At 69.8% G+C, this 24,805-nt stretch carries 18 protein-coding genes; 12 read left to right on the top strand and 6 right to left on the bottom strand.

Going from position 1 to position 24,805, the window contains the following annotated elements:
* Positions 1–4 precede the first annotated feature (4 nt).
* Complete coding sequence (locus tag VFA06_RS06195) at positions 5–2,584, top strand: beta strand repeat-containing protein (RefSeq protein ID WP_324839448.1); 2,580 nt, start codon at positions 5–7, stop codon at positions 2,582–2,584.
* Between the two features lie 113 nt (positions 2,585–2,697).
* On the opposite strand, the gene meaB is transcribed toward VFA06_RS06195, so the two are convergent.
* The gene (meaB, locus tag VFA06_RS06190; protein ID WP_324839447.1) at positions 2,698–3,648 is read right to left on the bottom strand and encodes a methylmalonyl Co-A mutase-associated GTPase MeaB; all 951 of its coding nucleotides are present in this window, start codon (positions 3,646–3,648) and stop codon (positions 2,698–2,700) included.
* Between the two features lie 56 nt (positions 3,649–3,704).
* On the bottom strand, positions 3,705–4,895 hold the full coding sequence (locus VFA06_RS06185) for an acetyl-CoA C-acetyltransferase (protein ID WP_324839445.1): 1,191 nt from the start codon (positions 4,893–4,895) through the stop codon (positions 3,705–3,707).
* A 135-nt stretch (positions 4,896–5,030) separates the two neighbouring features.
* Here VFA06_RS06185 and mce point away from each other — a divergent pair, with 135 nt between their 5' ends.
* From mce to VFA06_RS06170, 3 genes are all read left to right on the top strand, one after another.
* Positions 5,031–5,474 (top strand): methylmalonyl-CoA epimerase, encoded by a 444-nt coding sequence (gene mce / locus VFA06_RS06180; RefSeq protein WP_324839444.1) that lies wholly within the window; start codon positions 5,031–5,033, stop codon positions 5,472–5,474.
* 199 nt (positions 5,475–5,673) lie between these two features.
* On the top strand, positions 5,674–7,815 hold the full coding sequence (locus tag VFA06_RS06175) for a HelD family protein (RefSeq protein WP_324839443.1): 2,142 nt from the start codon (positions 5,674–5,676) through the stop codon (positions 7,813–7,815).
* 168 nt (positions 7,816–7,983) lie between these two features.
* Positions 7,984–8,454 (top strand): hypothetical protein, encoded by a 471-nt coding sequence (locus VFA06_RS06170; RefSeq protein WP_324839442.1) that lies wholly within the window; start codon positions 7,984–7,986, stop codon positions 8,452–8,454.
* A 6-nt stretch (positions 8,455–8,460) separates the two neighbouring features.
* Here VFA06_RS06170 and VFA06_RS06165 read toward each other — a convergent pair whose 3' ends face one another.
* Entirely contained in the window at positions 8,461–9,288 is an 828-nt protein-coding gene (locus VFA06_RS06165) for a TetR/AcrR family transcriptional regulator (protein WP_324839441.1), read from the bottom strand.
* A 43-nt stretch (positions 9,289–9,331) separates the two neighbouring features.
* Positions 9,332–9,727 (bottom strand): hypothetical protein, encoded by a 396-nt coding sequence (locus tag VFA06_RS06160; RefSeq protein WP_324839440.1) that lies wholly within the window; start codon positions 9,725–9,727, stop codon positions 9,332–9,334.
* 390 nt (positions 9,728–10,117) lie between these two features.
* On the opposite strand from VFA06_RS06160, the gene ccrA reads away from it, so the two are divergent.
* From ccrA to VFA06_RS06140, 4 genes are all read left to right on the top strand, one after another.
* The gene (gene ccrA / locus VFA06_RS06155; RefSeq protein ID WP_349260072.1) at positions 10,118–11,455 is read left to right on the top strand and encodes a crotonyl-CoA carboxylase/reductase; all 1,338 of its coding nucleotides are present in this window, start codon (positions 10,118–10,120) and stop codon (positions 11,453–11,455) included.
* A 51-nt stretch (positions 11,456–11,506) separates the two neighbouring features.
* Positions 11,507–15,037 (top strand): hypothetical protein, encoded by a 3,531-nt coding sequence (locus VFA06_RS06150; protein ID WP_324839438.1) that lies wholly within the window; start codon positions 11,507–11,509, stop codon positions 15,035–15,037.
* A gap of 555 nt (positions 15,038–15,592) precedes the next feature.
* Complete coding sequence (locus VFA06_RS06145; protein ID WP_324839437.1) at positions 15,593–16,546, top strand: cellulose-binding protein; 954 nt, start codon at positions 15,593–15,595, stop codon at positions 16,544–16,546.
* A 187-nt stretch (positions 16,547–16,733) separates the two neighbouring features.
* Positions 16,734–17,939, top strand: coding sequence for an AI-2E family transporter (locus tag VFA06_RS06140; protein WP_324839436.1), 1,206 nt, complete (start codon positions 16,734–16,736; stop codon positions 17,937–17,939).
* Positions 17,940–18,096: 157 nt separating this feature from the next.
* On the opposite strand, the gene VFA06_RS06135 is transcribed toward VFA06_RS06140, so the two are convergent.
* Positions 18,097–19,881 carry a cellulase family glycosylhydrolase gene (locus VFA06_RS06135; RefSeq protein WP_324839435.1) on the bottom strand — a complete coding sequence of 595 codons (1,785 nt, stop codon included), beginning with the start codon at positions 19,879–19,881 and terminating at the stop codon, positions 18,097–18,099.
* A gap of 324 nt (positions 19,882–20,205) precedes the next feature.
* Entirely contained in the window at positions 20,206–20,979 is a 774-nt protein-coding gene (locus VFA06_RS06130; RefSeq protein WP_324839434.1) for an alpha/beta hydrolase, read from the bottom strand.
* A gap of 160 nt (positions 20,980–21,139) precedes the next feature.
* Between VFA06_RS06130 and VFA06_RS06125 the strand changes: the two genes are divergently transcribed.
* From VFA06_RS06125 to VFA06_RS06110, 4 genes are all read left to right on the top strand, one after another.
* The gene (locus VFA06_RS06125) at positions 21,140–22,132 is read left to right on the top strand and encodes an ABC transporter ATP-binding protein (RefSeq protein WP_324839433.1); all 993 of its coding nucleotides are present in this window, start codon (positions 21,140–21,142) and stop codon (positions 22,130–22,132) included.
* A 1-nt stretch (position 22,133) separates the two neighbouring features.
* A complete protein-coding gene (locus VFA06_RS06120) occupies positions 22,134–22,967 on the top strand; it encodes an ABC transporter permease subunit (RefSeq protein ID WP_324839432.1) in 834 nt (277 codons plus the stop codon).
* Between the two features lie 182 nt (positions 22,968–23,149).
* A complete protein-coding gene (locus VFA06_RS06115) occupies positions 23,150–24,103 on the top strand; it encodes an ABC transporter ATP-binding protein (RefSeq protein WP_324839431.1) in 954 nt (317 codons plus the stop codon).
* Positions 24,103–24,805: ABC transporter permease (locus VFA06_RS06110; RefSeq protein ID WP_324839429.1), on the top strand; the 703-nt coding region annotated here is incomplete at its 3' end. The genes VFA06_RS06115 and VFA06_RS06110, both read left to right, overlap by 1 nt.

The raw sequence follows: 24,805 nt of genomic DNA, 5'->3' as shown, positions 1-24,805 counted from the left end.
TACGGTGCGCTTGCGCCGAATCACGGCATCCGCGGCGATGCTCATAACAGCCGCTTCAATCACCCCGGTCGCGCACGCCACGACCACCACGGGGACCACCATCTACGTCAACAACGCCCCATCGGCGAACTGCTCCAACTCGGGGCCCGGAACGAGCACGTCTCCGTTCTGCACGATCCAGGAGGGCGTCGACGCGGCTACGGCCGGCACCACGGTGCTCGTCGAGCCGGGCGCGTACGCTCCGGTCACGGTATCGAAGACGGGAACGGCCGACGCTCCCATCACGATCAGCGCCGCGGTCAAGTACCAGGCGGAGATCTCAACTGCCGCGGAGCAGCCCGCATTCAGCGTGTCGGGTGCGGCCTATATCAACCTGGACGGGTTCTACGTCTCGGTTATCAGCGGGCAGGCCGCTGTCATCGACAACTCATCACATGTCACGCTCGACGGCTTTCAGGACTACCTCCAGAACGCTGACCCGAGCCCGGTCGTGGAAATCACGGGCACCTCGAGTTACGCCGTCGTGAGCCGCAGCCGCTTCGGTCCGGTGGAGGGCCACAACGCCGTCGTCCAAATCGACGCCGGCAGTTCGCACGACACCATCACTACTGATGTGATCGACGGCTTCAGCGGCGGGATCGTCGTCAACGGAGCTCCGGACACCGCGATCACCAGCAACACTTTCGGCACCGTATGCAACCAGGCGATCGCCTTGCACGGTGCGTCTACCGGCTCGTCGATCGAGAACAACGTGATCGGCATGGTGGAGGCGGCAGATTCGAACTCCCAATGCCCGGCGATCGTTTCGCCGGTAACCGGCATCGAGGTCGACGGCACCGCGACTTCGGGCACCACAGCTGATTACAACGTGCTGGACACCACGATCAACGCGGACTCCTACACCTGGGCCGGTACCACCTACACGAGCGCGACCGACCTGAACCAGGCCACCGGGCAAGCCGCGCACGACATCAACGCCGATCCCCAGTTCACCGCCGACTACAAGCCGAACGGCGACAGCTCCCCGCTCGTCGACTCCGCCGACGCGAACGCGCCAGGCGAGTTGACCACCGACTACACCGGCGCCGCCCGAGTGGATGACCCGAACGTCGCCAACACGGGAACCGGCGTCGGTTACTACGATCGCGGAGCGGGCGAATACCAGGACCCGTTGGCCGTCGCAGTGCACCTCGACTCCCAGACGGGAAGCGCGCCGGCGACTTTCACCGCGACCGAGTCGGTGGCCACGGCGGGCTGGTCGCCGGTGACCTCGTGGACCATCGATTTCGGTGACGGTACCGGCAAGAGGACCACGACCTCGCCTTTAACGTTGCTGCACACGTACACCAAGTTCGGTGCGTTCACCGTGACCGTCACAGGAACCGACTCCTACGGAACCGCTTCGACCACGGCGCCGGTCTCGATGCTTTCGTCGAGCGTCTATCACCCGCTCTCGCCGAGCCGCATCCTCGACACCCGCCACGGAATCGGAACGAGCGGGGTCATCGCGCCTGTTCCGGCCGGTGGCGCGCAGCCGGTGGCCATTGAGGGCGTCGGCTCCATCCCGGCGACCGGCGTCACCGCGGTCGCCGTGAACATCACCGTGACCAACACCAAGACCGGCGGCTACATCACCGGGTACGCCGACGGCGAGGCCCGGCCGGGGACCTCCAACCTCGACTTCTCAGCCGGTCAGACGGTGCCGAACATGGCGATCGTGCCCGTCGGCGCGGATGGGAAGATCGAGCTTTACAACGGCAGCGGCGGCACGGTCGACCTCATCGCGGACGTGGCGGGCTACTACGGTCAAGGCAGTGGGACCGGCATCGAACCGTTCGGAGCCGGCGCGGTCCGCATCCTCGACACCCGCAAGGGCACCGGCACGGCGAAGGCGCCGATACCGGCGAACGGCACGCTGAGCTTCGGTTCCGACTATCTCGGCACCGGTGGCGGCGCCGTGGTGCTGAACGTGACCGTCGTCAACCAGAAGTCCACCGGCTACCTCACGGTCTACCCGGACGGCACCAGCCGGCCGGTCGCCTCGAACCTCGACTTCAATCCGGGACCGGCGATCGCGAACCAGGTCGTCGTTCCGGTGGGCGCGGACGGCAAGATCGACTTCTACAACGGAAGCGGCGCGGCCACAGACGTCATCGCGGACATCGTCGCGAGCTTCTCGACCGTCGGCGGCGGCGGATATGTGCCCCTCCCTCCGACGCGTCTGCTGGACACCCGAAAGGGCATCGGAGCGCCCGCCGCGGCCGTAGCCCCGATGGGCACGGTCAACCTGAAGACCGTGGGAGGAGTCTCACCGCTTCCGGCGAGCGGGTTCTCAGCCATTGCCGCCAACGTCACGGTGACTCAGCCGACGGGTAGCGGCTACATCACCGTCTACCCGAACTACCTGTCAACCGCGCCGACCGCCTCGACCCTCGACTTCTCGGCCGGACAGACGGTCGCCAACTTGGCGGTCAGCTCCATCCAGGACACGGGAGTCAAGCTGCTCAACGGCAGCGGAGGTTCCAGCCAGCTGATCCTCGACGTCTTCGGGTACTACGACAACGGCGTCCCGTGGTCGAACTGAGCCAGAGAGCCGGTGGTACCGGCTGCTGACGAAACCGAGCCCGGCCCGAGGATCTGGATCCTCGGGCCGGGCTCGGCGCATCTTCACTTCATGCCGCCTGCCGCGTTCTTCCGCTACTCCACGCTCTGCAGCAGTTCGTCGGCCGCGGCGAACGGGTCCAGCGAGCCGTCCACGACGCGGTCGGCGAGCGCCGCGATCCGCGAGTCGCCGTGCAGGGAGCCGAAGCGGGAACGCAGCACCGCGAACGCGATCGCCTCGATCTCCGCCGCCGCGCGCGCCCGGCGGCGCACTGCCAGTTTCCCGGTCTCGGCCAGCCAGGCGCGGTGCTTCTCCAGCGCCTCGACCACCTCGCCGACGCCCTCGGCGCGCGCCGCAACGGTCTTGATGATCGGCGGGCGCCAGTCGCCCGCCTCGCGCCGCTCGCCGAGCGCGAGCATGTGGTTCAGTTCCCGCGCGGTCGCGTCGGCGCCGTCCCGGTCGGCCTTGTTCACCACGAACACGTCGCCGATCTCCAGGATCCCGGCCTTCGCCGCCTGGATCCCGTCGCCCATGCCGGGGGCGAGCAGCACCACCGAGGTGTCCGCCGCCGAGGCGACTTCCACCTCTGACTGCCCTACGCCCACGGTCTCGACCAGGACCACGTCGCAACCCGCCGCGTCGAGCACGCGCAGCGCCTGCGGGGTCGCCGCGGACAGGCCGCCGAGGTGCCCGCGTGAGGCCATCGACCGGATGTAGACCTCCGGGTCGGTCGCGTGCTCCTGCATCCGTACTCGGTCGCCGAGCAGCGCGCCGCCCGAGAACGGCGAGGAGGGGTCGACTGCGAGCACGCCGATCCGCTTGCCGCGCGCCCGGTACTCGGTGACCAGTGCGCTCGTCGAGGTCGACTTGCCGACGCCCGGAGCACCGGTGAGCCCGATGATGTACGCGTTGCCGGTGTGCGGGGCCAGGGCTGACATCAGTTCGCGCAGCGCGGGCGAACCGTCCTCGACCATGGAGATCAGGCGTGCGACCGCGCGCGGGTCGCCCTTACGCGCGCGGTCAACCAGAGCAGGGACGTCAGTCACAACTCAAGACCCTACCCATGTCGCCCTGCGTTGCCCTTGAGCCCTGCACCTGCTCCTCAGGCACGCTTCGGCACGGTAACGATCAGCGCGTCGCCCTGGCCGCCACCGCCGCACAGCGCGGCCGCGCCCGTGCCGCCCCCGCGCCGCTGCAACTCGAGCGCCAGGTGCAGCACCAGACGTGCGCCGGACATGCCGATCGGGTGGCCGAGGGCGATGGCGCCGCCGTTGACGTTGACCTTGTCCTCGTCGACGCCGAGGTCACGCATCGACTGGATGCCTACCGCCGCGAACGCCTCGTTGATCTCGATCAGGTCGAGATCGCCGACCGAGAGCCCGGCCTTGGCCAGCGCCTTGTTGATCGCGTTCGAGGGCTGCGAGTGCAGCGAGTTGTCCGGGCCGGCCACGATGCCGTGCGCGCCGATCTCCGCGAGCCAGGTCAGGCCCAGCTCCTCGGCCTTCGCCTTGGACATCACCACGACCGCGGCCGCGCCGTCGGAGATCGGGGAGGCGTTGCCCGCGGTGATCGTGCCGTCCTTGGTGAACGCCGGGCGCAGCTTGCTCAGCCCTTCCGCGGTGGTGTCCCCGCGCACGCCCTCGTCCTCTTTCACGACGATCGGATCGCCCTTGCGCTGCGGGATCTCCACCGGGGTGATCTCAGCTTCGAAGATGCCGTTCTTCTGCGCGGCGGCGGCCCGCTGCTGGGAGCGGGCGGCGAACTCGTCCTGCTCGGCGCGGCTGATGCCGAGCTTGCCGACGTGCCGCTCGGTGGACTCGCCCATCGGGATGTGGTCGAAGGAGTCGGTCAGGCCGTCGTAGGCCATCGCGTCGAGGACCTCGATCGAGCCGTACTTGTAGCCGATGCGCGCGTTGGGCAGCAGGTGCGGCGCGTTCGTCATCGACTCCTGGCCGCCGGCCACCACGATCTCCACCTCGCCGGCCCGGATCAGCTGGTCGGCCAGCGCGATCGCGTCGAGCCCGGACAGGCAGACCTTGTTGATGGACAGCGAGGGCACGTTCATCGGGATGCCGGCCTTCACCGCGGCCTGGCGCGCCGGCATCTGCCCCGCCCCGGCCTGAAGTACCTGACCCATGATCACGTAGTCGACCTGGTCGGGGGCGACCCCGGCCCGCTCAAGGGCGGCCTTGATCGCGAATCCGCCGAGGTCGGCCCCGCTGAACGGGGTCAGCGCGCCAAGCAGTTTGCCCATCGGGGTGCGCGCTCCGGCGACGATGACAGAGCTGGCCATATTCGGTACGCCTCCTGAAAGATGGCGGTCGAGTGTCGTCTTCGACACTATCCACAATTTAGCTACCCCCCAGTAGGGTCTAACAGTGTCGGCTTGACCACAGTGACCGGGACCAGAATTTCGGTGGAGGAACCCATGATCACTCGCATCGACCACATCGGCATCGCCTGCCGGGACCTCGACGCGAGCATCGAGTTCTACCGGAAGACCTATGGCTTCGAGGTCGCACATAGCGAGGTCAACGAGGAGCAGGGCGTCCGCGAGGCGATGCTGCGGGTCAACGGCACCGACGACGGCGGCGCGTCCTACCTCCAGCTGCTCGAGCCCGTACGCGATGACTCGGCGATCGCCAAGTACCTCGAGAAGCACGGCGAGGGCATACACCACATCGCGTTCGGCACCCCCGACGTCGTGGCCACCACCGAGGCCGCCACGAGCACCGGCGTTCGCGCGCTCTACGGCACCCCGCGATGCGGTACGTCGAACTCCTCGATCAACTTCCTGCACCCTAAGGACTGCCACGGCGTGCTCACCGAGCTCGTGCAGGCGGCGGCACCCTCTGCATCAGAGCATCACTGAGACGCGGTCATCCCCAATCGAGCCAACCCGCCCGACTCGATCACCCGTCCTGTCTCCCAGCCCCGATAGACTGTCCGGTCCTGCCTGAACCAGGTACAGGCGCGATGGACCGCGTCCAAGTGTCCTATCGGAGGTCGTGCCACCTTTGCCTCAGCCCGCGACGAGCACCGGCGCGCCTGATCGGGCGCAGCGCGCCGAGATGCAAGCCGAGCAGCGCCATGTGGACCGGGTGCACGAGCGCCTCGAGGTGATGCGCCAGCACGCACGCGCCTACGAGGCCGAAGGCCATCGGCGCGCGCTGTTCGGCAACGAGGGCGGCCTGGTCGAGCGGGACGCGATCGTGTATCAGGCCACGGTGTGGCTCAGGCGGCTCGACACCCAGGAGGAGGGCCTGGTCTTCGGCCGGCTCGACTTCGACGACGGCGAGGCCCGGCACATCGGCCGGATCGGCGTGCGCGACGAGGACTACGAGCCGCTGGTCGTCGACTGGCGCGCCCCGGCGGCCGCGGCGTTCTACCGGGCGACCCCGACCGACCGCATGGACGTGGTGCGCCGCCGCACGATCCGCTGCGTCGGGGCGAAGGTCACCCGCCTCGACGACGACCTGCTCGACCCGGACGGCGCCGAGCGGCTGGGCCTGACCGTGGTCGGCGACGGCGCGCTGATGGCCGCGCTGACCCGCAAGCGCGGCTCGGCGATGCACGACATCGTGGCGACCATTCAAAAGGAGCAGGACCACGCCGTGCGCGCGCCCGCCGACGGCGCGACGATCATCACCGGCGGCCCCGGCACGGGCAAGACCGCGGTGGCCCTGCACCGGGCGGCGTTCCTGCTGTTCAACGAGCGCAAGCGGTTCGAATCCGGCGGTGTGCTGATCGTCGGGCCCTCGGCGGTGTTCGTGTCCTACATCGAGCAGGTCCTGCCCTCGCTCGGCGAGCACACCGCGGCGCTGCGCTCCCTGGGCGAGCTGGTCGACGGGGTCAAAGCGACCCGGCACGACCCGGCGGACCTCGCCGAGCTCAAGGGCTCCGGCCGGCTGCTGCCGGTCCTCGGCCGGGCGGTCCGGGCGACCCCGCCGAACACCCCGCGCCAGTTCCGCGCCACCTATCACGGGCACGTCATCCGGCTCGACGGACGGCGCCTCGACGACCTGCGCCGCGCCGTCCTGCAGCGCAATCCCCGCCCCAACGCGGCGCGCGCGAACGCGGAGACCGCGCTGGTCGAGGCGGCGTGGGAGCAGCTGCCGAGCGAGCTGCGCGAACGCCGCCGCACCGAACGCGCGATCTTTGACCGCGAGCTGCGCGACCGCGCCGATTTCGAGCTCTTCGTCGAGGAGTGGTGGCCGTACCGCACGCCTCAGGACGTCCTGCGCTCCTGCGCCGACCCTCAAGCGCTCGCGTACTACGGACGTAAGCACCTGACGCCCGCTCAGATCGACGCGCTCGCCCGCTCGTGGTCCACGCACCTCGGCCTCGACGCGGCGGCCGGCGGCGACGCGCAGGACGAGGACCGGCCGGCCGGATCCGCATCCGCCCGCCGCCCCGATTACTCGGTCGAGGACGTCCCGCTGCTCGACGAACTCGCCCAGCTGCTCGGCACTGCGCCGCAGGAAAACGAGGAGGAGGACGCCTACGGGGGCCTGTTCGCGGACAGCGGCGTCGCAGAGGTCTCATCGTGGGCGGACCGCACCTCGGAGGCGGCGCGGCGCGAACGGGTCCGGGAGAGCTACGCGCACGTCATCGTGGACGAGGCGCAGGACCTCTCGCCGATGCAGTGGCGCGTCCTCGGCCGCCTCGGCCGCCGCGCCACGTGGACGATCGTCGGCGACCCGGTGCAGTCCGCGTGGCCCGACCCGCAGGAGTCCGAGCGGGCGCTGCAGGCGGCGCTCGGCGACCGTGCGCGCCACGTTCACGAGCTGCGCACCAACTACCGCAACTCGGCCGAGATCTTCGCTTATGCGAGCCGGTACGCGAAGAAGGCGGCACCCGAGGCGAGGCTGCCCGACGCCGTGCGCTCCACCGGCTTCCCGCCCGAGCACCGTCACGACCTCGAAGCAGCGGTCGCCGAGGCACTCGCGGCGGTAGAGGGCACGGTGGGCGTCATCACCAGTCTCGCCGCGGCCCAGGCCGCCTCCGCAGCCCTCAGCCGACAGCTTGACGAAGCGGCGGGCAGACTCGTCGTCGTCAACGCCCTGGACGCCAAGGGCCTGGAGTACGACGCGGCCGTCATCCTCGACCCGGACGCGATCGAGCAGGAATCGCCAGCCGGCACCCGGACGCTCTACGTCGCCCTCACCCGCGCTACTCAGCGCCTTTACATCTGCGAGCCGCGCAAAAGCTGACTTCGAAACCAGGGAACTGGCTAGCCCCCAGAGCACGTTAGGAGTCTGACGGGATCTACGGGTGGAGGGGCGATGCATTACCGACGGCCAGGTGATGGGCCATTACCTCAGCGTCCGAACTACGCACAGCGGGCGGTGGAGTTCCCTGGTCCAGTCGCCATAGCCTGCGTGCCGCCGGAAGGCACGATCGCCCTGCTCGGCTTCGAAGAGTCGGACGACCACCCGTGGTCGGTGGATGTGACCTACGCGGCGACGGGCCGCAATCGGCTGCGCGTGCGTACCGTGCGCGGCACGATCGACTGGCCACAACGGATCCGCACGGTGGAGACCCTCGCCAGCAACATGATCGATCCGGCGGAGATGGCCGGCGGTCAAGACGTGCGCGGCTTTCTGGAGAATCCGCCGGCGCCCGAAACGCCGGCGAGCATCGTGATCGACGGCGCGCCGACACCCGCCACCCGCATGGATCTTCCGAACCGCTCCGGAATCCACGTCGAATGGCGCGGTCAGCAGGTGTTCTGCACGGGAGAGGCCGGGCTGCTCGACACACTGGAGCTGCGTACCGGCACCGAGCCGGACTTCACCCGGTTCATGGCCGAGTTCGAGGAGTACATCGCCAGGCGTCGCGCCGAGGGCTGAGTGCTTCTACTGGGACTCCTGCCTTCGCCGCGGCTGCTGCTCTCGACCGTCGCCCGCGCGCTGCTCCGGCTCGACGAGCACGAACTCTGACAGCAGCGCCTTGGCCTCGCGCACGAGCGGTCGCAGCACCTTGAAGCGGCTGAGGGCCACCAGCCGGGCCACCACCGCCGTCGCGCGGGCCACCAGTCGGGCCGTGCGCTCGGCGTTCGGGGAGCGGTCGTAGACCCAGTAGAGCACGATGCCCATGTGGTAGAGCCACAGCAGTTCCGGCAGCATCGCCGCCAGTTCGTCGTCCAGCTTCGCCTTCGAGTCCGAGCCCGCCAGCACGCCTTTGTAGAGCTCGATCATCGCGTCGCGGGCCGGCTGCGACTCCGCCGAGAACGGGCTGAGCGGGCTTTGCGGGTCGGCCGCGTTCTTGAACAGCTGGGCGGCGAACTCGTGGTAGGGCGCCGCGATGGCCATCCACACCTGGAGCGTCGTGCTCAGCCGGTCGCCCAGATCGGTGCGTCCGGACAACGCCCGCGGCAGCTGCGCGCGGTGCTCTTCGGCGATCTGGTCGTAGAAGCCCTGGACCAGGTGCTCCTTGGAGGCGAAGTAGTAGTACGCGTTCCCGACCGAGACCCCGGCAGCCTCCGCGATCGCGCGCATCGTGGTGCGGTCGTAGCCGCGCTCGCGAAACAGGCGCAGCGCCGTCTCGAGGATCAGCGCGCGGGTCTGCTCGCTCTTGGTGTGCGCGGCGGGCGATGACGCGCGGGTGCGGACCGAGCCCCCCGCGGCTCGGCCCGCACCTCCCCCCACCCGCTCCCGCACACTCGCTTCCGGTTGCTCGCTCATGGGGACGAGTGTGCCGTGACGCCGGATCACCTGCTCGGCCCGGTCACCTGCTCGGCGCGGACGCTTCCGGCAGGCCGAGCTGGTTGGCCAGTTCGGTCAGCGCGCGGCGGCGGTAGCGGTTGAGCACGAGGATGTCCAGCAGGTGCAGCGCGCCCAGGATGAGCAGCACCGTGCCGACCTTCACGGACAGCGCCTCGAACAGGCCGCGGGTGTCGGCCACGGCCGGGCCGTAACGCAGCCACAGCGCGTCGAAGCCGAGGTTGACCAGGCAGAAGCCGACCACGAACAGGTGGTTGACCGCCTCGGCCAGCTTCTGATCCCCGTGGAAGATCTCGGAGAGGAAGACCAGCCCGGCCCGGCTGAAGGTGCGGCCGACCCAGACGGTCAGGGCGATGGTGATGGCGAGATAGACGATGTAGGTCGCGACGGTGAGGTCCATCCGGATCCCCTCCAGGTGTGCGTTCCGGCCAGGGCGTTCGCCCTGTTTTGAACACGTTCAGTTTCTGCGCTGAGCGTAGCGCCGATTTCGAACGCGTTCAAATCCCTTCGCGGTGTGCGCGGCTGTGATTCGCGCCACCCGGACTGTGTGGGGCGCCCATCTAGCCAAGCCGCAGCTGTGGCGGCATAGTTACTCGCAAGTAACACGCGCTCTCAGTCGGGCAAAGCGCTCCTCAGGACAGAGCGCGACAACCTCATACCGCCGCGTGCCGACTCGTGCGATCCGGTCGGCACCGATCAGCTCACGCAGCTCACGCGACCATCCACCTGGAGGCCGACACCCATGAGCAGTAACCAGACCGCCGCGTCCGCGGCCCCCTCCTCCCCCGAGCTGAAGGAGGTCCTGGACGCGATCAACGCCGGGGACACGCCCGCCGAGACCTTCGCCGCACTCCCGCTGCCCGAGGCGTACCGGGCGGTGACCGTGCACGCGGACGAGACCGCGATGTTCGAGGGGCAGAGCACCCGGGAGAAGGACCCGCGCGCCTCGCTGCACGTCGAGGAGGTGCCGCTGCCGGAGCTCGGACCCGGCGAGGCCCTGGTGGCCGTGATGGCCAGCGCGATCAACTACAACACCGTGTGGACGTCGATCTTCGAGCCGGTGCCGACCTTCGCCTTCCTGCGCAAGTACGGCAAGCTCTCCGCGCTTACCAAGCGGCACGACCTGCCGTACCACGTGATCGGCTCCGACCTGGCCGGCGTGGTGCTGCGGACCGGTCCCGGCGTGAACAAGTGGCGGCCCGGCGACGAGGTGGTCGCGCACTGCCTGTCCGTCGAGCTCGAGGACGCCGCCGGGCACTCCGACACGATGCTCGACCCGGAGCAGCGGATCTGGGGCTTCGAGACCAACTTCGGCGGCCTGGCCGAGGTGGCGCTGGTCAAGACCAACCAGCTGATGCCGAAGCCCGATCACCTTACGTGGGAGGAGGCGGCCAGTCCCGGACTGGTGAACTCCACCGCGTACCGTCAGCTGGTGTCGCGCAACGGCGCCGGGATGAAGCAGGGCGACGTGGTGCTGATCTGGGGCGCCTCGGGCGGCCTCGGCTCCTACGCGACCCAGTTCGCCTTGAACGGCGGGGCGATCCCGGTGTGCGTGGTCTCCTCGCCGCAGAAGGCTGAGATCTGCCGCTCGATGGGCGCGGAGCTCATCATCGACAGGTCCGCGGAGGGCTTCCAGTTCTGGAGCGACGAGACGACGCAGAACCCGAAGGAGTGGCAGCGGTTCGGCGCGCGTATCCGGGAACTGACCGGGGGCGAGGACCCTGACATCGTCTTCGAGCATCCGGGCCGGGAGACCTTCGGCGCCTCGGTCTACGTGGCAAGGCGCGGCGGAACGATCGTCACCTGCGCCTCGACGAGCGGCTTCATGCACGAGTACGACAACCGTTACCTTTGGATGAACCTCAAGCGAATCATCGGCTCGCACTTCGCCAACTACCGCGAGGCCTGGGAGGCGAACCGGCTGATCCAGAAGGGGCGCATCCACCCGACTCTCTCGCGCAGCTATCCGCTGGCCGAGGCCGGGCAGGCGGCCTTTGATGTCCATCGGAATCTGCATCAGGGCAAAGTGGGCGTACTGTGTCTAGCACCAGAAGAAGGGCTGGGGGTGCGTGACAGCGCACTGCGGGAGCGACACCGGAGTGCGATCGAACGCTTTCGTAACGTCTAAGGCCCCCCGGCCCGGAATCTGACAGGATTGTCTGTCATGGGATATGGGCGCGTGGATGAGCGGACCGGCTACGGTTCCCGCCCTCCCCATGACGCCTCCGGTGACGTACGGTTCCAGGAGTACTACGCGGCGCAGCCGGATGACTCCGGCTACGCCGATCCGGATCCGCACCGGGTCTGGGAGCCGGGCCGGGACGAGTCGACTCCGCACTCGCCGGGCAGGCGCGGCAAGACGGCCGACCGCGGCACCGGTCGGCCCCGCGACGACTGGGAGCAGGCGGGTCCCGAGCAGAGCATGCGCAGCTACGACCGGTACGAGGTCGAGGCCCACCTCGACGAACTCGAAGCGCACCTGGAGCGGGTGCGCACTGAGCGCGATGAGGCGATCGCGCACGGCGAGGATCTCGGCTACCAAGTCGAAGTGCTGCGCTCGAAGCTGCACGAGCTGCGCCGCAACGGCACCACGCCCAACTACGGCAACATCTCCGGCCAGGTCGACCAGATGCTGCGCAGCGCGCAGGCGCAGGCCGACCAGGTGCGGGCGCAGGCGCAGCAGGAGGCGCAGCGCTTCCAGGCCGACTTCGAGCAGCGGCGCCGGTCCCTTGAGGCGGAGCTCGCCGAGCGCAGGCAGCGCGGCGAGGCCGAGGTCAACGAGACCGTGGCCTGGGCCGAGCGGGTGCGCAACGAGACCGAGCAGATGCGCCGTCAGGCCACCGAGCAGGCCCGCGCGCAGATCGAGTCGGAGCTGCGGCAGCTGCGTGAGCAGGCGGCCAACGAGGTGCGCCAGGCCCAGGAGTACGCGCAGCAGATGCGCGCCTCGCTGCAGGCCGAGGCCCAGCAGACCGCGACGGCGGCGCGCACCCACGCGGACCAGATCGTGGCGAAGGCCACTGCCGAGGCGCAGCGGCTGGTGCAGGAGGCGCAGGCGACGGCCGAGGCCGCCGCCGCCCGCGCGGCCAAGCACGAGCGGGACGCCTCGGAGCAGGCCAGCTCGGCCTCCACCAGCGCGCAGAAGCTGATGACGATGGCGCAGACCGAGGCCCAGCGGGTCCGGTCCGAGGCCACCGCGCTGGCCGAACAGCTCAAGGCGGACTCCGAGGCCGAGGCCGGCCGGGTCAAGGCGGAGGCCGCGGCGAAGGCGGCGCAGACCGTCGCGGAGGCCACCGCGGCCGCGAACGCCCAGCGCGAGGCCGCGGCGCAGCGGGTGGCCGAGGCGGAGCAGCAGGCCGCGCAGACCTTGGAGAAGGCGGCGGCGACCGCCGAGAAGCTGATCTCGGACGCCACCGAGCAGACCAGGCAGCACGACGAGAGCGTGCGGGCCGAGGTCGCGGCGCTGCGCGAAGAAGCGGCGACGCTGCACAGCGAGGCCAAGCGGCTGCACGAGGAGGCCGCCGGCGCGCACGGCGTGGCCACCGAGGCGGCCCGGAAGATCACCGACGCGGCGCAAGAGGCGGCGCGCGAGCATCGCGCCGCGGTCGAGGCCGAGGCCGCGAAGCTGCGCCAGGATGCCGCCGACGAGGCGGAGCGGCTGCGCGGCGAGGCGACGAGTATCCGCGACGAGGCCGCAGCCGCCGCGCAGCGCCTGCTGGCCGAGACCACGGCGCAGGCGGACGAGCTGCGCGCCTCGGCTCAGGCGCACTCGGATCGGGTGCGCGGCGAGGCCGATCAGGTCAAGGCCGAGGCGGATCAGGCCGCGGAGAAGACCAGGTTGCAGAGCCTGGCCGAGGCGGAGCGCACCGTTGGACAGGCTCGTACCCAGGCCGAGGAGACGGTCGCGCAGGCCCGCGCGGAAGCCGAGGCGGAGCTCGGCCGGGCGCGGTCCGACGCGGAGGAGACGCGGGCTCGCAGCCGCATCGAGGCCGAGGAGCTGAAGGGCCGGGCGCTCGCCGAGGCCAAGGAGACCGCCGAGCGGGCGCAGGCCGAGGCGGAGCGGCTCAAGGCCGAGGCGACCGCGGCGGCGCAGGAGACCGCGGCGCGGGCGGCCAGCGAGGCCGACAAGGTCCGCGCACAGGCCGCCGCGGAGGCCGAGAAGCTGCGGCTGGACACCGAGGCCGGCGTCGAGGCGATGCGCAACGCGACGCGGGCCGAGATCAGCCAGCTCAAGCAGAAGAGCGAGGCGCGGATCGCCGAGCTCGAATCGCAGGCGAAGCAGGACGCCGACGCGGCCCGCGAGGCGGCGCGTACCGAGGCCGAGCGGATCGTCAGCGAGGCGAAGGCCGCCGGCTCGAAGGCGGTGGCCGAGGCCGAGGCGCACGCCGAGTCGGTGCGCAAGGCGGTCGAGGGCCTGATCGAGAAGGCGGAGCAGGACGCGGCGGCCACCCGGGCCGAGGCCGAGTCCGCGGCGCTCTCGCTGCGTCAGCAGGCTGAGAAGGCGCTGGTGGACGCGAGGGCGGACGCCGAGCGGCTGCTGGCCGAGGCGAGGGAGGACGCCGCACGGCAGCGCTCCGACGCCGAGGCCGACGCGAGCCGCATCCGTGCCGACGCGGCGGAGCTGGCCGCGAAGGCGAAGGCGGCCGCGCAGAAGCTCACCGAGGACACGGCGGCGCAGACCGCGCAGGCGATCCAGGCCGCCAAGGACGAGGTGGCCGCCATCCGCTCCAGCGCCGACGGCGTGCTCGACGGCGCGAAGGCGGAGGCCGGCGCGCTGCTGGCCGAGGCCCGTACGAAGGCCGACGCGATGCTCACCGCCGGGCGCAGCGAGTCCGAGCGAGTGCGCGCGGAGGCGGCCGAGGCCGCGCAGCGGCTGCGGGACGAGGCCCAGGCGATCGCCGAGCAGGCGCGCAAGGACGCGGCGGAGCGGCTTGCCAAGGCGGCCCGGGAGGCGGACGCGCTGGTGGCCGCCGCCCGCGAAGAGGCCGGCAAGCTGGCGCACAGCTCGAAGGACCAGGCCGAGCAGCTGGTCGCCAAGGCCCGCGCGGAGGCGGACTCGATCACCGCGGCGGCCCGCGCCGAGGTGGACCGCATCCGCGCCGCGGCCCAGGGCGTGACCGAGAAGGCGCAGGCCGACGCGCGCGCGATGACCTCGGCGGCGCAGGCCGAGGCGGCCAGGATCAGGTCCGACGCGACCTCCCAGGCCGAGCGCACCCGCGCCGCGGCGGCGGCCGAGGCCGATCAGACCACGAGCGCGGCGCGCAAGCAGGCCTCTGAGACGCTGCAGAGCGCGGCAAAGCGCGCCGACGAGCTGGTCACCGAGGCGCGCAACCAGCTGCAGAAGGCCACCACCGAGGCGACGAAGATCACCGCTGACGCCCAGTCAGGCGCGGACGCGCTGCGGGCCACGGTCGCCGAGCAGGTCGCCACGGCGCAGCGCGAGGCGCAGCGGGTGCGCAGCGAGGCGGCGCGCGAGGCCGAGACGATGAAGGCGGCAGCGGAGAAGGCCGCGGACACGATCGTGGCCAGGTCCAGGGACAAGGCCGAGCAGCTCAAGGGCGAGGCGCGGCGCGAGGTCGAGGCGCTGCAGATCCGCCGCGAGGAGATCAAGGCGGAGATGAGCCGGGTGCAGGGCGTGCTCGACGCGCTGGCCGGCCCGATCCCGAAGCAGCCGCCGGCCAAGCCGAAGTCGCCCGAAGACGCGGCGCGGTGACCGGCCGGGATCAGGGGCGCGCCGCTCAAGGTAAGGCTCCGGAAGCACTCTGTTACGCCCGGTCCGGCGCACTCGCAGCGAATCAGGGCTCGTTGCGTCACATACGCATCACGAGTGCCATGCCGATCGGCGCCGTTCACAGAAAATCCGTGGCGATGCCTGCCGATCGGACACGGACAGCGGTTAGGGTGATGACGCTAAGAGCGGCCGAGGCCTGGAGGCCGGATCAGCGAGCGGGTCGAGGGCCGAGCATGGCAAGGCGGAGGAGGGAGGCGGCCCGGTGTTGGCCGCCGACCGACGACAACGCAGCCAGGCGAAGGTCATCGGCCCGAGAGCCCGGCCTCCAGGCCTCGGCCGCTCTTAACTGCCACCCCATCGGGCGATGGCTACCGCGAATCCGCCTGAGCCGGCCCGGCGCCTGCCGGAAACGTGCCAGGATTCCCCTGGAATCCGCGCGATCCCGGCCCGGCGGACCGCGCCGCGGCGCCGCAGACCGCTGACGCAGACCCCAGCACGGCCCCACCGACCTCGACGGTCATCAGGAGATTGAAGAAGATGAGCGAGACCACATCGCCCCTCGGTCTGGAGATCGTTCGCAAGGGTTACGACATCCCGCAGACGAACGAACGGATCACGAAGCTCATGGCCGAGCGCGACAGCGCGGCCCACCGGGTTGCCGCGCTGGAGAAGCGGATCGAGGAGCTGCACCTGGAGAACCAGTCGATCCAGGCGCAGATGAGCGACTCCGAGCCCTCTTACGCCGGTCTCGGCGCCCGGGTGGAGAAGATCCTGCGGCTGGCCGAGGAGGAGGCCAAGGACCTGCGCGAGGAGGCCCGCCGCGCCGCCGACCAGCACCGTGAGCTGGCCGAGCAGGCGGCGGCGCAGGTGCGCGCGGACGCCGAGTCGTACGCGAAGGAGTGCCGGGCCAAGGCCGAGGCCGAGGGCCTGCGCCTGAACGAGCGGGCCAAGGACGAGGCGAACCAGATCCGGGCCGAGGCCGCCAAGGACGCCGCGGCCAAGCGGGCCGAGGCCGAGGCGCACTACGAGGACATCCGGGCCACCGCGGCAGCGGCGGCTGCGGACTTCGAGAGCAAGCTGGCCAAGCGGCGCGAGCAGTCCGAGCGCGACCTGGCGGCCCGTCAGGCCAAGGCCGAGAAGCACCTGGCCGAGGTGGAGACCCGCAGCGAGCAGATCCGCCTCGAGGCGGAGAAGATGCGCACCGACGCCGAGCGGCGCGCCCGCCAGACCATCGAGACCGCGCAGCGCCAGGCCGACGACATCGTGGCCGACGCGCGGGCGAAGACGGACCGGATCCGCTCCGAGTCCGAGCGCGAGCTGGCCGCCCTCACCCACCGCCGCGACTCGATCAACGCGCAGCTGCACAACGTGCGCGAGATGCTGGCGACGCTCACCGGCGGCGGCGCGATCGGCGGCGCCCTGGCGGGGCTCAACCTGGGTGACAGCGAGAAGGCCGACGACGAGGCGTCCGTTCCGGCCCAGGGTCGTTAATCCAGGGTCGTTAATCCGGCACAGCGTCGTTAATCCGGCACAGCGTCGGTCAAAAGGGCAGTACGCGCGACGGACTGCGTCAGCGGCGTTGCGGGTTCCGCGGCCGGATGTGCATTCTGCATCCGGCCGCGGGCCACGCCGTGGGTGACCGCACCCCGGGCGTGCGCGCGATGGCAGAATCCCGGATATGTCTGTCGAGGAAGCGTCCGAGGTGGCCGAGATGACGGCCACTGACGTGTCCGCCTCGACGGAGCAGTCCTCCACCTCGGAACACCGTGCCGCTGAGAACAGCGCCGCGGACCACGCCGAGCCGGAGTCCGGCGGCAGCAGCGGCCGCGGCCCCGGTGCGCGGCGCCCCGGCCGTCCGCTACGCCGCTCGCACCCGTACTACGTCGGCTTCGTCGGCGGCCTCGGCCTGATCCTGGCCTACTACCTCGCGCAGGCGCTGGTCTCGCTGACCAGCGTGCTGGTGCTGATCGTCATCGCGCTCTTCCTCGCGGTCGGCCTCAACCCGTTCGTGGAGCGGCTGACCGCGCGCGGGCTGCAACGCCGCTGGGCCGTCCTCATCGTCGCGGGCACCTGCCTGCTGCTGTTCGCCGGCTTCGTCACCGCGATCGCGCAGCCGCTGGCGGAGCAGACCTCCAGCCTGATCGCCTCGCTGCCACAGCACCTCGAACAGCTCGGCCGCAACGCGACGGTGCGCCGCTTCGACGCGAAGTACAACATCGTCGGCCGCCTGCAGAGCCTCCTGGCGCAGGCGGACACCGCGAAGATGATCGCCGGCGGCATCCTCGGCTTCGGCGAGTTCCTGATCTCCTCGGTGTTCAAGGCGTTCACCGTGCTGGTGATGACGATCTACTTCCTGGGCTCGCTGCCCACGATCAAGCAGTCGACCTATCAGCTCATCCCGGCCTCTCGGCGCTCCCGCGTCGGAGAGCTGGCCGACGGCGTGCTCGAGCGCGTCGGCGGCTACGTGTCCGGCGCGGTGACCGTCGCGGCGCTCGCTGGCCTCGCCTCGTACCTGATGCTGGCCGTGCTGAACGTGCCGTACATGCTGCCGCTCGCGTTGTTGATCGCGCTGACTGACTTCGTGCCCTTGGTCGGCGCGACCATCGGGGCGTTGATCGTGACGCTGGTGGTGCTCTTCGACTCCCCGGTCAAGGCCGTAGTCGCGGGGATCTTCTTCATCGTCTACCAACAGTTCGAGAACTTCGTGATCTATCCGCGGGTGATGGCCCGCTCGGTGGACGTGCCGCCGATGATCGCGGTGATCGCGGCGCTGATCGGGGCCGCGCTGCTGGGCGTGATCGGGGCGTTGCTCGCGATTCCGCTGTCCGCCGGCCTGGCGTACATCGTGCGCGAGGTGCTGCTGCCTCGGCAGGATCGCTCCTAGGCGATCCGATCCGCCCCGGGATCAGCGGGACGGAATCAGCGGTGCAGAAACAGCGGGACGGAAACAGCGGGCGGAACCGACGCACCGTCAGGCACGTCGATCCCGCCCGCCACTATCCGCTCATCAGCTCAGGCTCTTGCGCTCGGCCGCGCCGCGATCAGGTCGCAGTGCAGGTGAGCACCGGGTTCGCGGTTCCGCCGCTGGCCTGGAAGCCGAAGCTGGTCGAGCCGGAGGCCGCGATCGCGCCGTTGTAGGGCTCGTTGGTCGCCGTCTCCGAGGTGCCGGAAGCGGTGCTGACCGCGTTCCACATGCTGTTGACCGTTTGGCCGCCAGGCCAGGTCCAGGTGACCTTCCACGTCTTGGTCGCGGTGGTCGTGCTCGTATTCGTCACCGTCACCGTCGCGTTGAAGCCACCGGTCCAACTGGTGTCGATGTGCATGCTGGCAAGGCAGTTGCCGCCCGACGACGCACTCGATGTCGTCGCGCTTACCGCAGTGGATTTCGCGGAGACGTTGCCGGCCGCGTCATACGCAGCAACTGAGTACGTGTACGCCGTCCCGGAAGTCAGTCCGGAATCGGTGTACGTCGTGCCGCTCGACGTTCCGACAAGCGTCGTACCGCGGTAGATGTTGTATCCGGTCACCGCGACGTTGTCCGTAGAAGCAGACCACGACAACGAGACGCTCGATGCGGTAACGCCCGTCACCTGAAGACCAGTCGGCGTCGAGGGTGGCGTGTAGTCACCGCCCGAGGAACTGCCGCCGCCGAAGCCGGGCGCCTTGATGCTCGCGAGGTAGGCGTCCTTAGTGGTGTTGACCGTGGTCCAGTCGTCATTGAGGATGCCGCCGGTGTCACCCGAGTCCGGGTTCCAGCACCAGAACGTCCACTGGAAGCTGTCCGCTCCGTACTGGCTGGTCGGCCGCAGGTAGGTCACCAGGGTCTTGAGCCAGGTCTGGTCGGTGGTGGAGGCGAGGGTGGTGCCGAACTCGCCGACCCACACCGGGGCGATGTTCTGCTTGAACAGGTAGCCCCAGTTCTGGTCCCAGATCCCGGCCATGTTCGATGGGAAGCTGGGGTCGGTGAACCAGGACTGCTGCGCGACGCTGGTGGCGTAGTCGTGCGCGGAGTACACCAGCCGGTTCGCGACGTTCAGCTGCACCGGGTACTGGCCCGCGCCCTGCAGGTTGCCGCCCCACCAGTAGCCGCTGCCGTTGTAGGTCTGGATGCCCTCGACGAAGATCAGCAGGTTCGGGTTCACCGAGAGCACCGCGTTGCCGCCGCGCTCGGCCGCAAGCCGCCAGTCGATCGTGGTGTCGCCGCAGCCCCAGCACGCCGGGTCGTGCGGCTCGTTGTGCAGGTCGATGCCGATGACCGCGGTGTTGTTCAGGTACCGCTGGGCCAGCGCCTTCAGATCCGCGATCCAGGTCGACTCCGGCACGCTGCTGGTGTACCAGAGCGCCGTCTGGCCGCTGGCGTCCGGACGGTGCCGGTCCAGGATGACCTTGAGGCCGACCGCGCCCGCGTAGTTGATGATCTTGTCCATGACGCCGAGCGAGTCGAGCCCGGCCAGGTCGGCGTTCATGCCGCCGGAGTAGTTGATGCTCTGCGGCTGGGTGCCCTTGAAGATGTCGTCGCTGTAGGGCAGCCGGATGGTGTTGTAGCCGAGCGACTTCATCTGGTCGATCATGCTCTTGTAGTCGCGGCTCCACAGGCCGTGCGCGACGTAGTTCGAGGTCTCGAAGCCGAACCAGTTGATCCCCGCGATGCGCACCGGCTGGTTCGCCGAGTCCAGGATCTGCCGGCCGCTGGTATGCCAATACCCTGATCCGACTGTGGTGGCCGCGTGCGCCGGGTGCGCCGTGGTGACCGGCGACGTCAGCAGCGCGAGGCCGAGCGCGGCCGCCAGCGCCAGGCGCAACCGTCGCAATGATCTGACCAACATCAGGTGGGCCTTTCCGTAGGGTCGTGGGCCGCTGAGCAGCAGCGGCGGTCGGACGGGCCCGGGTCGGTAGGCCGCGCCTCTTCGTGATCGGAAGGTACGGATGGCGCGCCACGCGTCAACACTTCGGCCCGGCGAGCGCGCGACGGCCCGGCTCACGGCCTCGGGATCGCGAAAATTACACAGCCGCGCCATGACAGGCTGAAGCCGGTCGGCCGTCGATATGGCGTCGAACGGGCCCGTCGGCGCGGTGCAAGTTTCAGGTGGTTACGAAGGCCCGATCGCGACAATGCCCTTACTCAGGTGGCCCGCTGGGGCCGCGCACGCCTAGGCGTGGTGCGTCCCGATCGGCGCGGCGTACTTCTCGAACGGGCCGTCCCACTCCACCGGCAGCGGCGCGGCGGCCGGATTGACCCGCCGCACGATCTCGTCGAGCACGATGCGCACATACTTCTCGCCGACCCACAGGTGCTTGGCGCCGTCGACGCCGATCACGTCAGCCTGCGGGATGAGGGCGAAGCGCTCGCGGGCCTCGGCGGGCCGCAGGTAGTCGTCGAACTCGGGGACCAGGACAGTGACCGGCTTGCCGGACTCGCCCCAGACCTTCAGGTCCTCGGGCCGCGCGCGGTGTAGCGGCGGAGAGAGCAGGATCGCGCCCAGCACGTCCGGCTCGCAGGCGTATTTCAGTACCAGCTCGCTGCCGAAGGACCAGCCGAGCGCCCAGAGGTTCGGCAGTTCGTGGCCCTTCTCGTTCAGCCCCTCGGCGAACTCGAAAGCTGCGGCCACGTCGAACCGCTCGGCGACACCCTCGCCGAACTCACCCTCGCTGCGGCCGCGCGCCGAGGCGGTACCGCGCGTGTTGAACCGCAGCACCGCGATGTCGGCCAGCGCCGGCAGCCGCCACGCCGCCTTACGCAGCACGTGGCTGTCCATCATCCCGGCCGCGGTAGGCAGCGGATGGAAGGTGACCAGCGTCGCGACCGGCTCGCGCTCGAGCGGCAGCGCCAGCTCGCCGACCAGGGTGAGTCCGTCGGCGGTCTTCAGCTCGATCGGCTCGCGGCGGGCGGGCAGGATCACGTGGGCGGTGATTTCAGTAGCCATCTCGGTGTCCACCCTAAGGGTTGGGTCCACCTGGAGATGTAGCGCGGCGTGCGCGAAAGACCGTCCCACAGGTGGACGAGACGCGGCAGCCGCCCTCGGTACGTTGTGGCAAGTCTCAAAGAAGACCACTATCCACGTCCGACACGAGGGATTTCTTACGATGATCGAGGCGAACGGCCTCACGAAGCGGTATGGCGAGCGGCTGGCGGTGGACAATCTCACGTTCACCGTCAAGCCGGGCCAGGTGACCGGCTTCCTGGGCCCGAACGGCGCGGGCAAGTCCACAACGATGCGGCTGATCCTCGGCCTCGACGCGCCCACCTCCGGCACGGTGACGATCGATGGCAGGCCCTTCTCCAAGGTCGCCTATCCGATGCGTGAGGTCGGAGCGCTGCTGGACGCCAAGGCGATTCACGGGGGCCGCAGCGCGTACAACCACCTGCTGTGCCTTGCGCAGACCAACAACCTGCCCAAGGCCCGGGTCGGCCAGGCGCTGGAACTGGTGGGCCTGAGCGAGGTGGCCAAGAAGCGCTCGCGCGGTTTCTCGCTCGGCATGGGCCAGCGGCTCGGCATCGCCGCGGCGCTGCTCGGCGACCCCAAGGTGCTGATGTTCGACGAGCCGGTCAACGGCCTTGACCCGGAGGGCATCCTCTGGATCAGGAACCTGATGAAGATGCTGGCCGCCGAGGGCCGCACCGTGTTCGTCTCCTCGCACCTGATGAGCGAGATGGAGAACACCGCCGAGCACCTGATCGTGATCGGCCGCGGCCGGCTCGTCGCGGACTGCACGGTGCAGGAGTTCATCGACGCCAACTCGGAGCTCACCATCCGGGTGCGCACCCCCGAGTCGCAGCGGCTCGCCGCGCTGGTCACGGCGAAGGGCGGCACGGCCGCTCCCGACGGCGCGGACGCGCTGCGGATCACCAAGCTGGGCATGACCGAGATCGGCGACCTGGCCTTCGACAACCAGATCCGGGTGCACGAGCTCTCGCCGATCCAGGCGTCCCTTGAGCAGGCGTTCATGGAGCTGACCAAGGACAGCGTGGAGTACCACGCCGCGGTGCCCGGCCAGCCGGCGCGCGGCGCGGTGGCGGACGGCGCCGGTATTGCCGCCGACGTCGTGTCCGGCGCGATGCAGCAGGGAGGCCGCTGAGATGACGACCAACACTTCCGCCCTCGGCGGGCTGACCGCACTGCCGCCCGCCTCCGGCCGGGCCGGCTTCGGCGGGGCACTGCGCTCGGAGTGGACCAAGATCCGGTCGGTGCGCTCCACCATGTGGACGCTGGGCTCGGCGACCGTGGTCACCATCGGCATCAGCGTGCTCGGCAACTGGGGCCGGGCCAACCACGGCGACGCGACCGCGGCCCAGCTCGCTCACGAGGACCTGACCCAGCGCTCCCTCTTCGGCATCATCCTCGGCCAGCTGATCATGGTGGTCTTCGGCGCCATGGCGATCACCTCGGAGTACTCCACCGGGATGATCCGCACCTCCCTGACGGCCCAGCCGCGCCGCGCCGCGGTGTTCTGGTCGAAGCTGCTGGTCGTCTCGGCGGTGGCGTTCGTGGTCGGCGAGGTCATCTCGTTCGTCTCGTTCCTGATCGACTCCTCGTTCTGGCGCGCCAAGGGCGTCGACCTGACGCTGAGCAGCCCGCACGCGATGCAGGCGGTCGTCGGCGGCGGCCTGTACCTGGCCGGTTCGGCGATCCTCGCCTTCGGGCTCGGCGCGATCCTGCGGCACACCGCGGGCGCGATCACCAGCGGGGTCGGCCTGCTGTTCGTGCTGACCATCCTGGTCAACTTCCTGCCGCAGAGCTGGCAGAACCACCTGGACAAGTGGCTGCCGTTCAACGCGGGCGGCCAGGTCTGGTCCACTCAGCACGTGCCCGGCACCGACCTGGGCGCCTGGACCGGCTTCGGGGTGTTCCTGATCTACGGCGTCGTGGCGGTCGCCCTCGGCGGATACATCTTCCGCAACCGCGACGCCTGATTCGCTACGCCGAGCAGGCGAATCCCGACGGCCGATGCGCAGCGCCCCACACCGCGCATCGGCCGTTGCCGTAGCTTGCGAGGAGGTGACCGAACTCAAGTCGGCTCCCGCCGCATCGAGACGCGTTCTGAGCTGCCCAGACCGGCGAACCGTGCAAGGATGACTCGCGATTGGGGGTACTGATGATCGAAGTCAAAGATCTGGTGAAGCGGTACGGGGAAACCACCGCCGTAGACCACTTGAGCTTCACCGTCGAGCCGGGTCGAATCACCGGCTTCCTCGGCCCGAACGGGGCAGGCAAGTCCACCACGATGCGCCTCATCCTCGGCCTCGACCGGCCGACATCTGGGACGGCGCTGATCGACGGCATGCCGTATCGCAGCCTGCCGGACCCGCTGCGGTACGTCGGAGCGCTGCTCGAGGCGAAGGCGGTGCATCCGGGGCGCACCGCGTTCAACCACCTGCTCTATCTCGCGCAAACCCAGGGCGTGCCCAAGTCCCGGATCAACGAAGTGCTCGATCTGGTTGGGCTCTCCGCGGTGGCCAATAAGCGCACCAAGGGCTTCTCGCTGGGCATGGGCCAGCGCCTCGGCATCGCGGCCGCGCTGCTCGGCAATCCGCGGCTGCTGATCCTGGACGAACCGGTCAACGGGCTCGACCCGGAGGGCATCGTCTGGATTAGAAACCTGATGAAGCAGCTGGCCGCCGAGGGCCGCACCGTCTTCGTCTCCTCGCACTTGATGAACGAGATGGCGGTAACCGCGGACCACGTCGTGGTGATCGGCCGCGGCCGGCTGATCGCGGACACCCCGATGGAACAGTTCATCGCCCGCTATTCCGAGAACGTGGTGCTGGTGCGCACGCCGCAGGCCGAAAAGCTGCGGGAAGCGCTGAACGGGCTGGGCGCCGTCGTCACCACACAGCAGGACGGGGCGCTGCTGGTCAACAAGACCGAGGCGGCGGCGATCGGCGAGCTGGCCGCGGCGAAAGGGATCGTGCTGCACGAGCTCTCTCCGCAGCGCGGTTCGCTGGAGGAGGCGTTCATGGAGCTGACCAGGGAAGACGTCCAGTTCCACGGTCCGGCGGGCATTCCGGCCGCGCCGGCGTCCAGCGCGGCGCAGGACGGGGGTGCGTGATGGTCACCGACACTGTCCCGCGCGCCGCTGACACCAACGGAGGACACGCGAACTTCGGCAGGCTGCTGACCGCCGAATGGACCAAGCTGCGCACCGTGCGCTCGACGGTCTGGTCGTTCGTGATCCTCATCGTCGCGGTGATCGGCTTCACCGCGCTGTTCACCTTCCTGACTGTGCAGCAGTGGTCACAGATGAACGCGGCCGACCAGGCACAGGCCCGGCTCGACCCCGTGCCGCAGATCCTCGGCAGCGGCCTTTTCCTCGGCCAGCTGGCGATCTGCGTGCTCGGCGTGCTGGTGGCCTCCTCCGAGTACACCACCGGCATGATCCGCTCGACGCTGCTGGCCGCGCCGCACCGGCTGCGCATGCTCGCGGCCAAGTGCATCGTGTTCACGATCCCGGTGCTGATCATCGGCGAGGTACTGAGCTTCGCCAGCTACGGCATCGGCAAGTCGATCCTGTCCTCGAAGCTGCACACCTCGCTCAGCGACCCGCACGTGACGCGCGCGGTCGTCGGCGAGGGCCTGTACCTCGGTGTGCTGGGCCTTTTCGCCCTCGCGATCGGTCAGCTGATCAGGCACACCGCCGGCGCGATCACTACCGTCATCGCGCTCGTCCTGGTCCTGGTGCCGCTCGCGGGACTGCTGCCGGGCACATCGGCAAGCACGTGTCGGCGTACCTGCCGACCAACGCGGGCCAGCA

Origin of the sequence: Actinocrinis sp., assembly GCF_035653575.1 — a bacterium.
In the GTDB taxonomy this organism is placed as follows: domain Bacteria; phylum Actinomycetota; class Actinomycetes; order Streptomycetales; family Catenulisporaceae; genus Actinocrinis.
Note: the sequence above shows the minus strand (reverse complement) of the source record. Positions and strands in the feature narration are given on the sequence as shown.

Coding starts and splice junctions, on each gene's coding strand:
- VFA06_RS06115 (WP_324839431.1), top strand. CDS start 23,150: ATGATCGAAGTCAAAGATCTGGTGAAGCGGTACGGGGAAACCACCGCC.
- VFA06_RS06185 (WP_324839445.1), bottom strand. CDS start 4,895: ATGGCCAGCTCTGTCATCGTCGCCGGAGCGCGCACCCCGATGGGCAAA.
- VFA06_RS06140 (WP_324839436.1), top strand. CDS start 16,734: ATGTCTGTCGAGGAAGCGTCCGAGGTGGCCGAGATGACGGCCACTGAC.
- VFA06_RS06160 (WP_324839440.1), bottom strand. CDS start 9,727: ATGGACCTCACCGTCGCGACCTACATCGTCTATCTCGCCATCACCATC.
- VFA06_RS06135 (WP_324839435.1), bottom strand. CDS start 19,881: ATGTTGGTCAGATCATTGCGACGGTTGCGCCTGGCGCTGGCGGCCGCG.
- VFA06_RS06145 (WP_324839437.1), top strand. CDS start 15,593: ATGAGCGAGACCACATCGCCCCTCGGTCTGGAGATCGTTCGCAAGGGT.
- VFA06_RS06175 (WP_324839443.1), top strand. CDS start 5,674: ATGCAAGCCGAGCAGCGCCATGTGGACCGGGTGCACGAGCGCCTCGAG.
- VFA06_RS06125 (WP_324839433.1), top strand. CDS start 21,140: ATGATCGAGGCGAACGGCCTCACGAAGCGGTATGGCGAGCGGCTGGCG.
- VFA06_RS06130 (WP_324839434.1), bottom strand. CDS start 20,979: ATGGCTACTGAAATCACCGCCCACGTGATCCTGCCCGCCCGCCGCGAG.
- VFA06_RS06120 (WP_324839432.1), top strand. CDS start 22,134: ATGACGACCAACACTTCCGCCCTCGGCGGGCTGACCGCACTGCCGCCC.
- VFA06_RS06165 (WP_324839441.1), bottom strand. CDS start 9,288: ATGAGCGAGCAACCGGAAGCGAGTGTGCGGGAGCGGGTGGGGGGAGGT.
- mce (WP_324839444.1), top strand. CDS start 5,031: ATGATCACTCGCATCGACCACATCGGCATCGCCTGCCGGGACCTCGAC.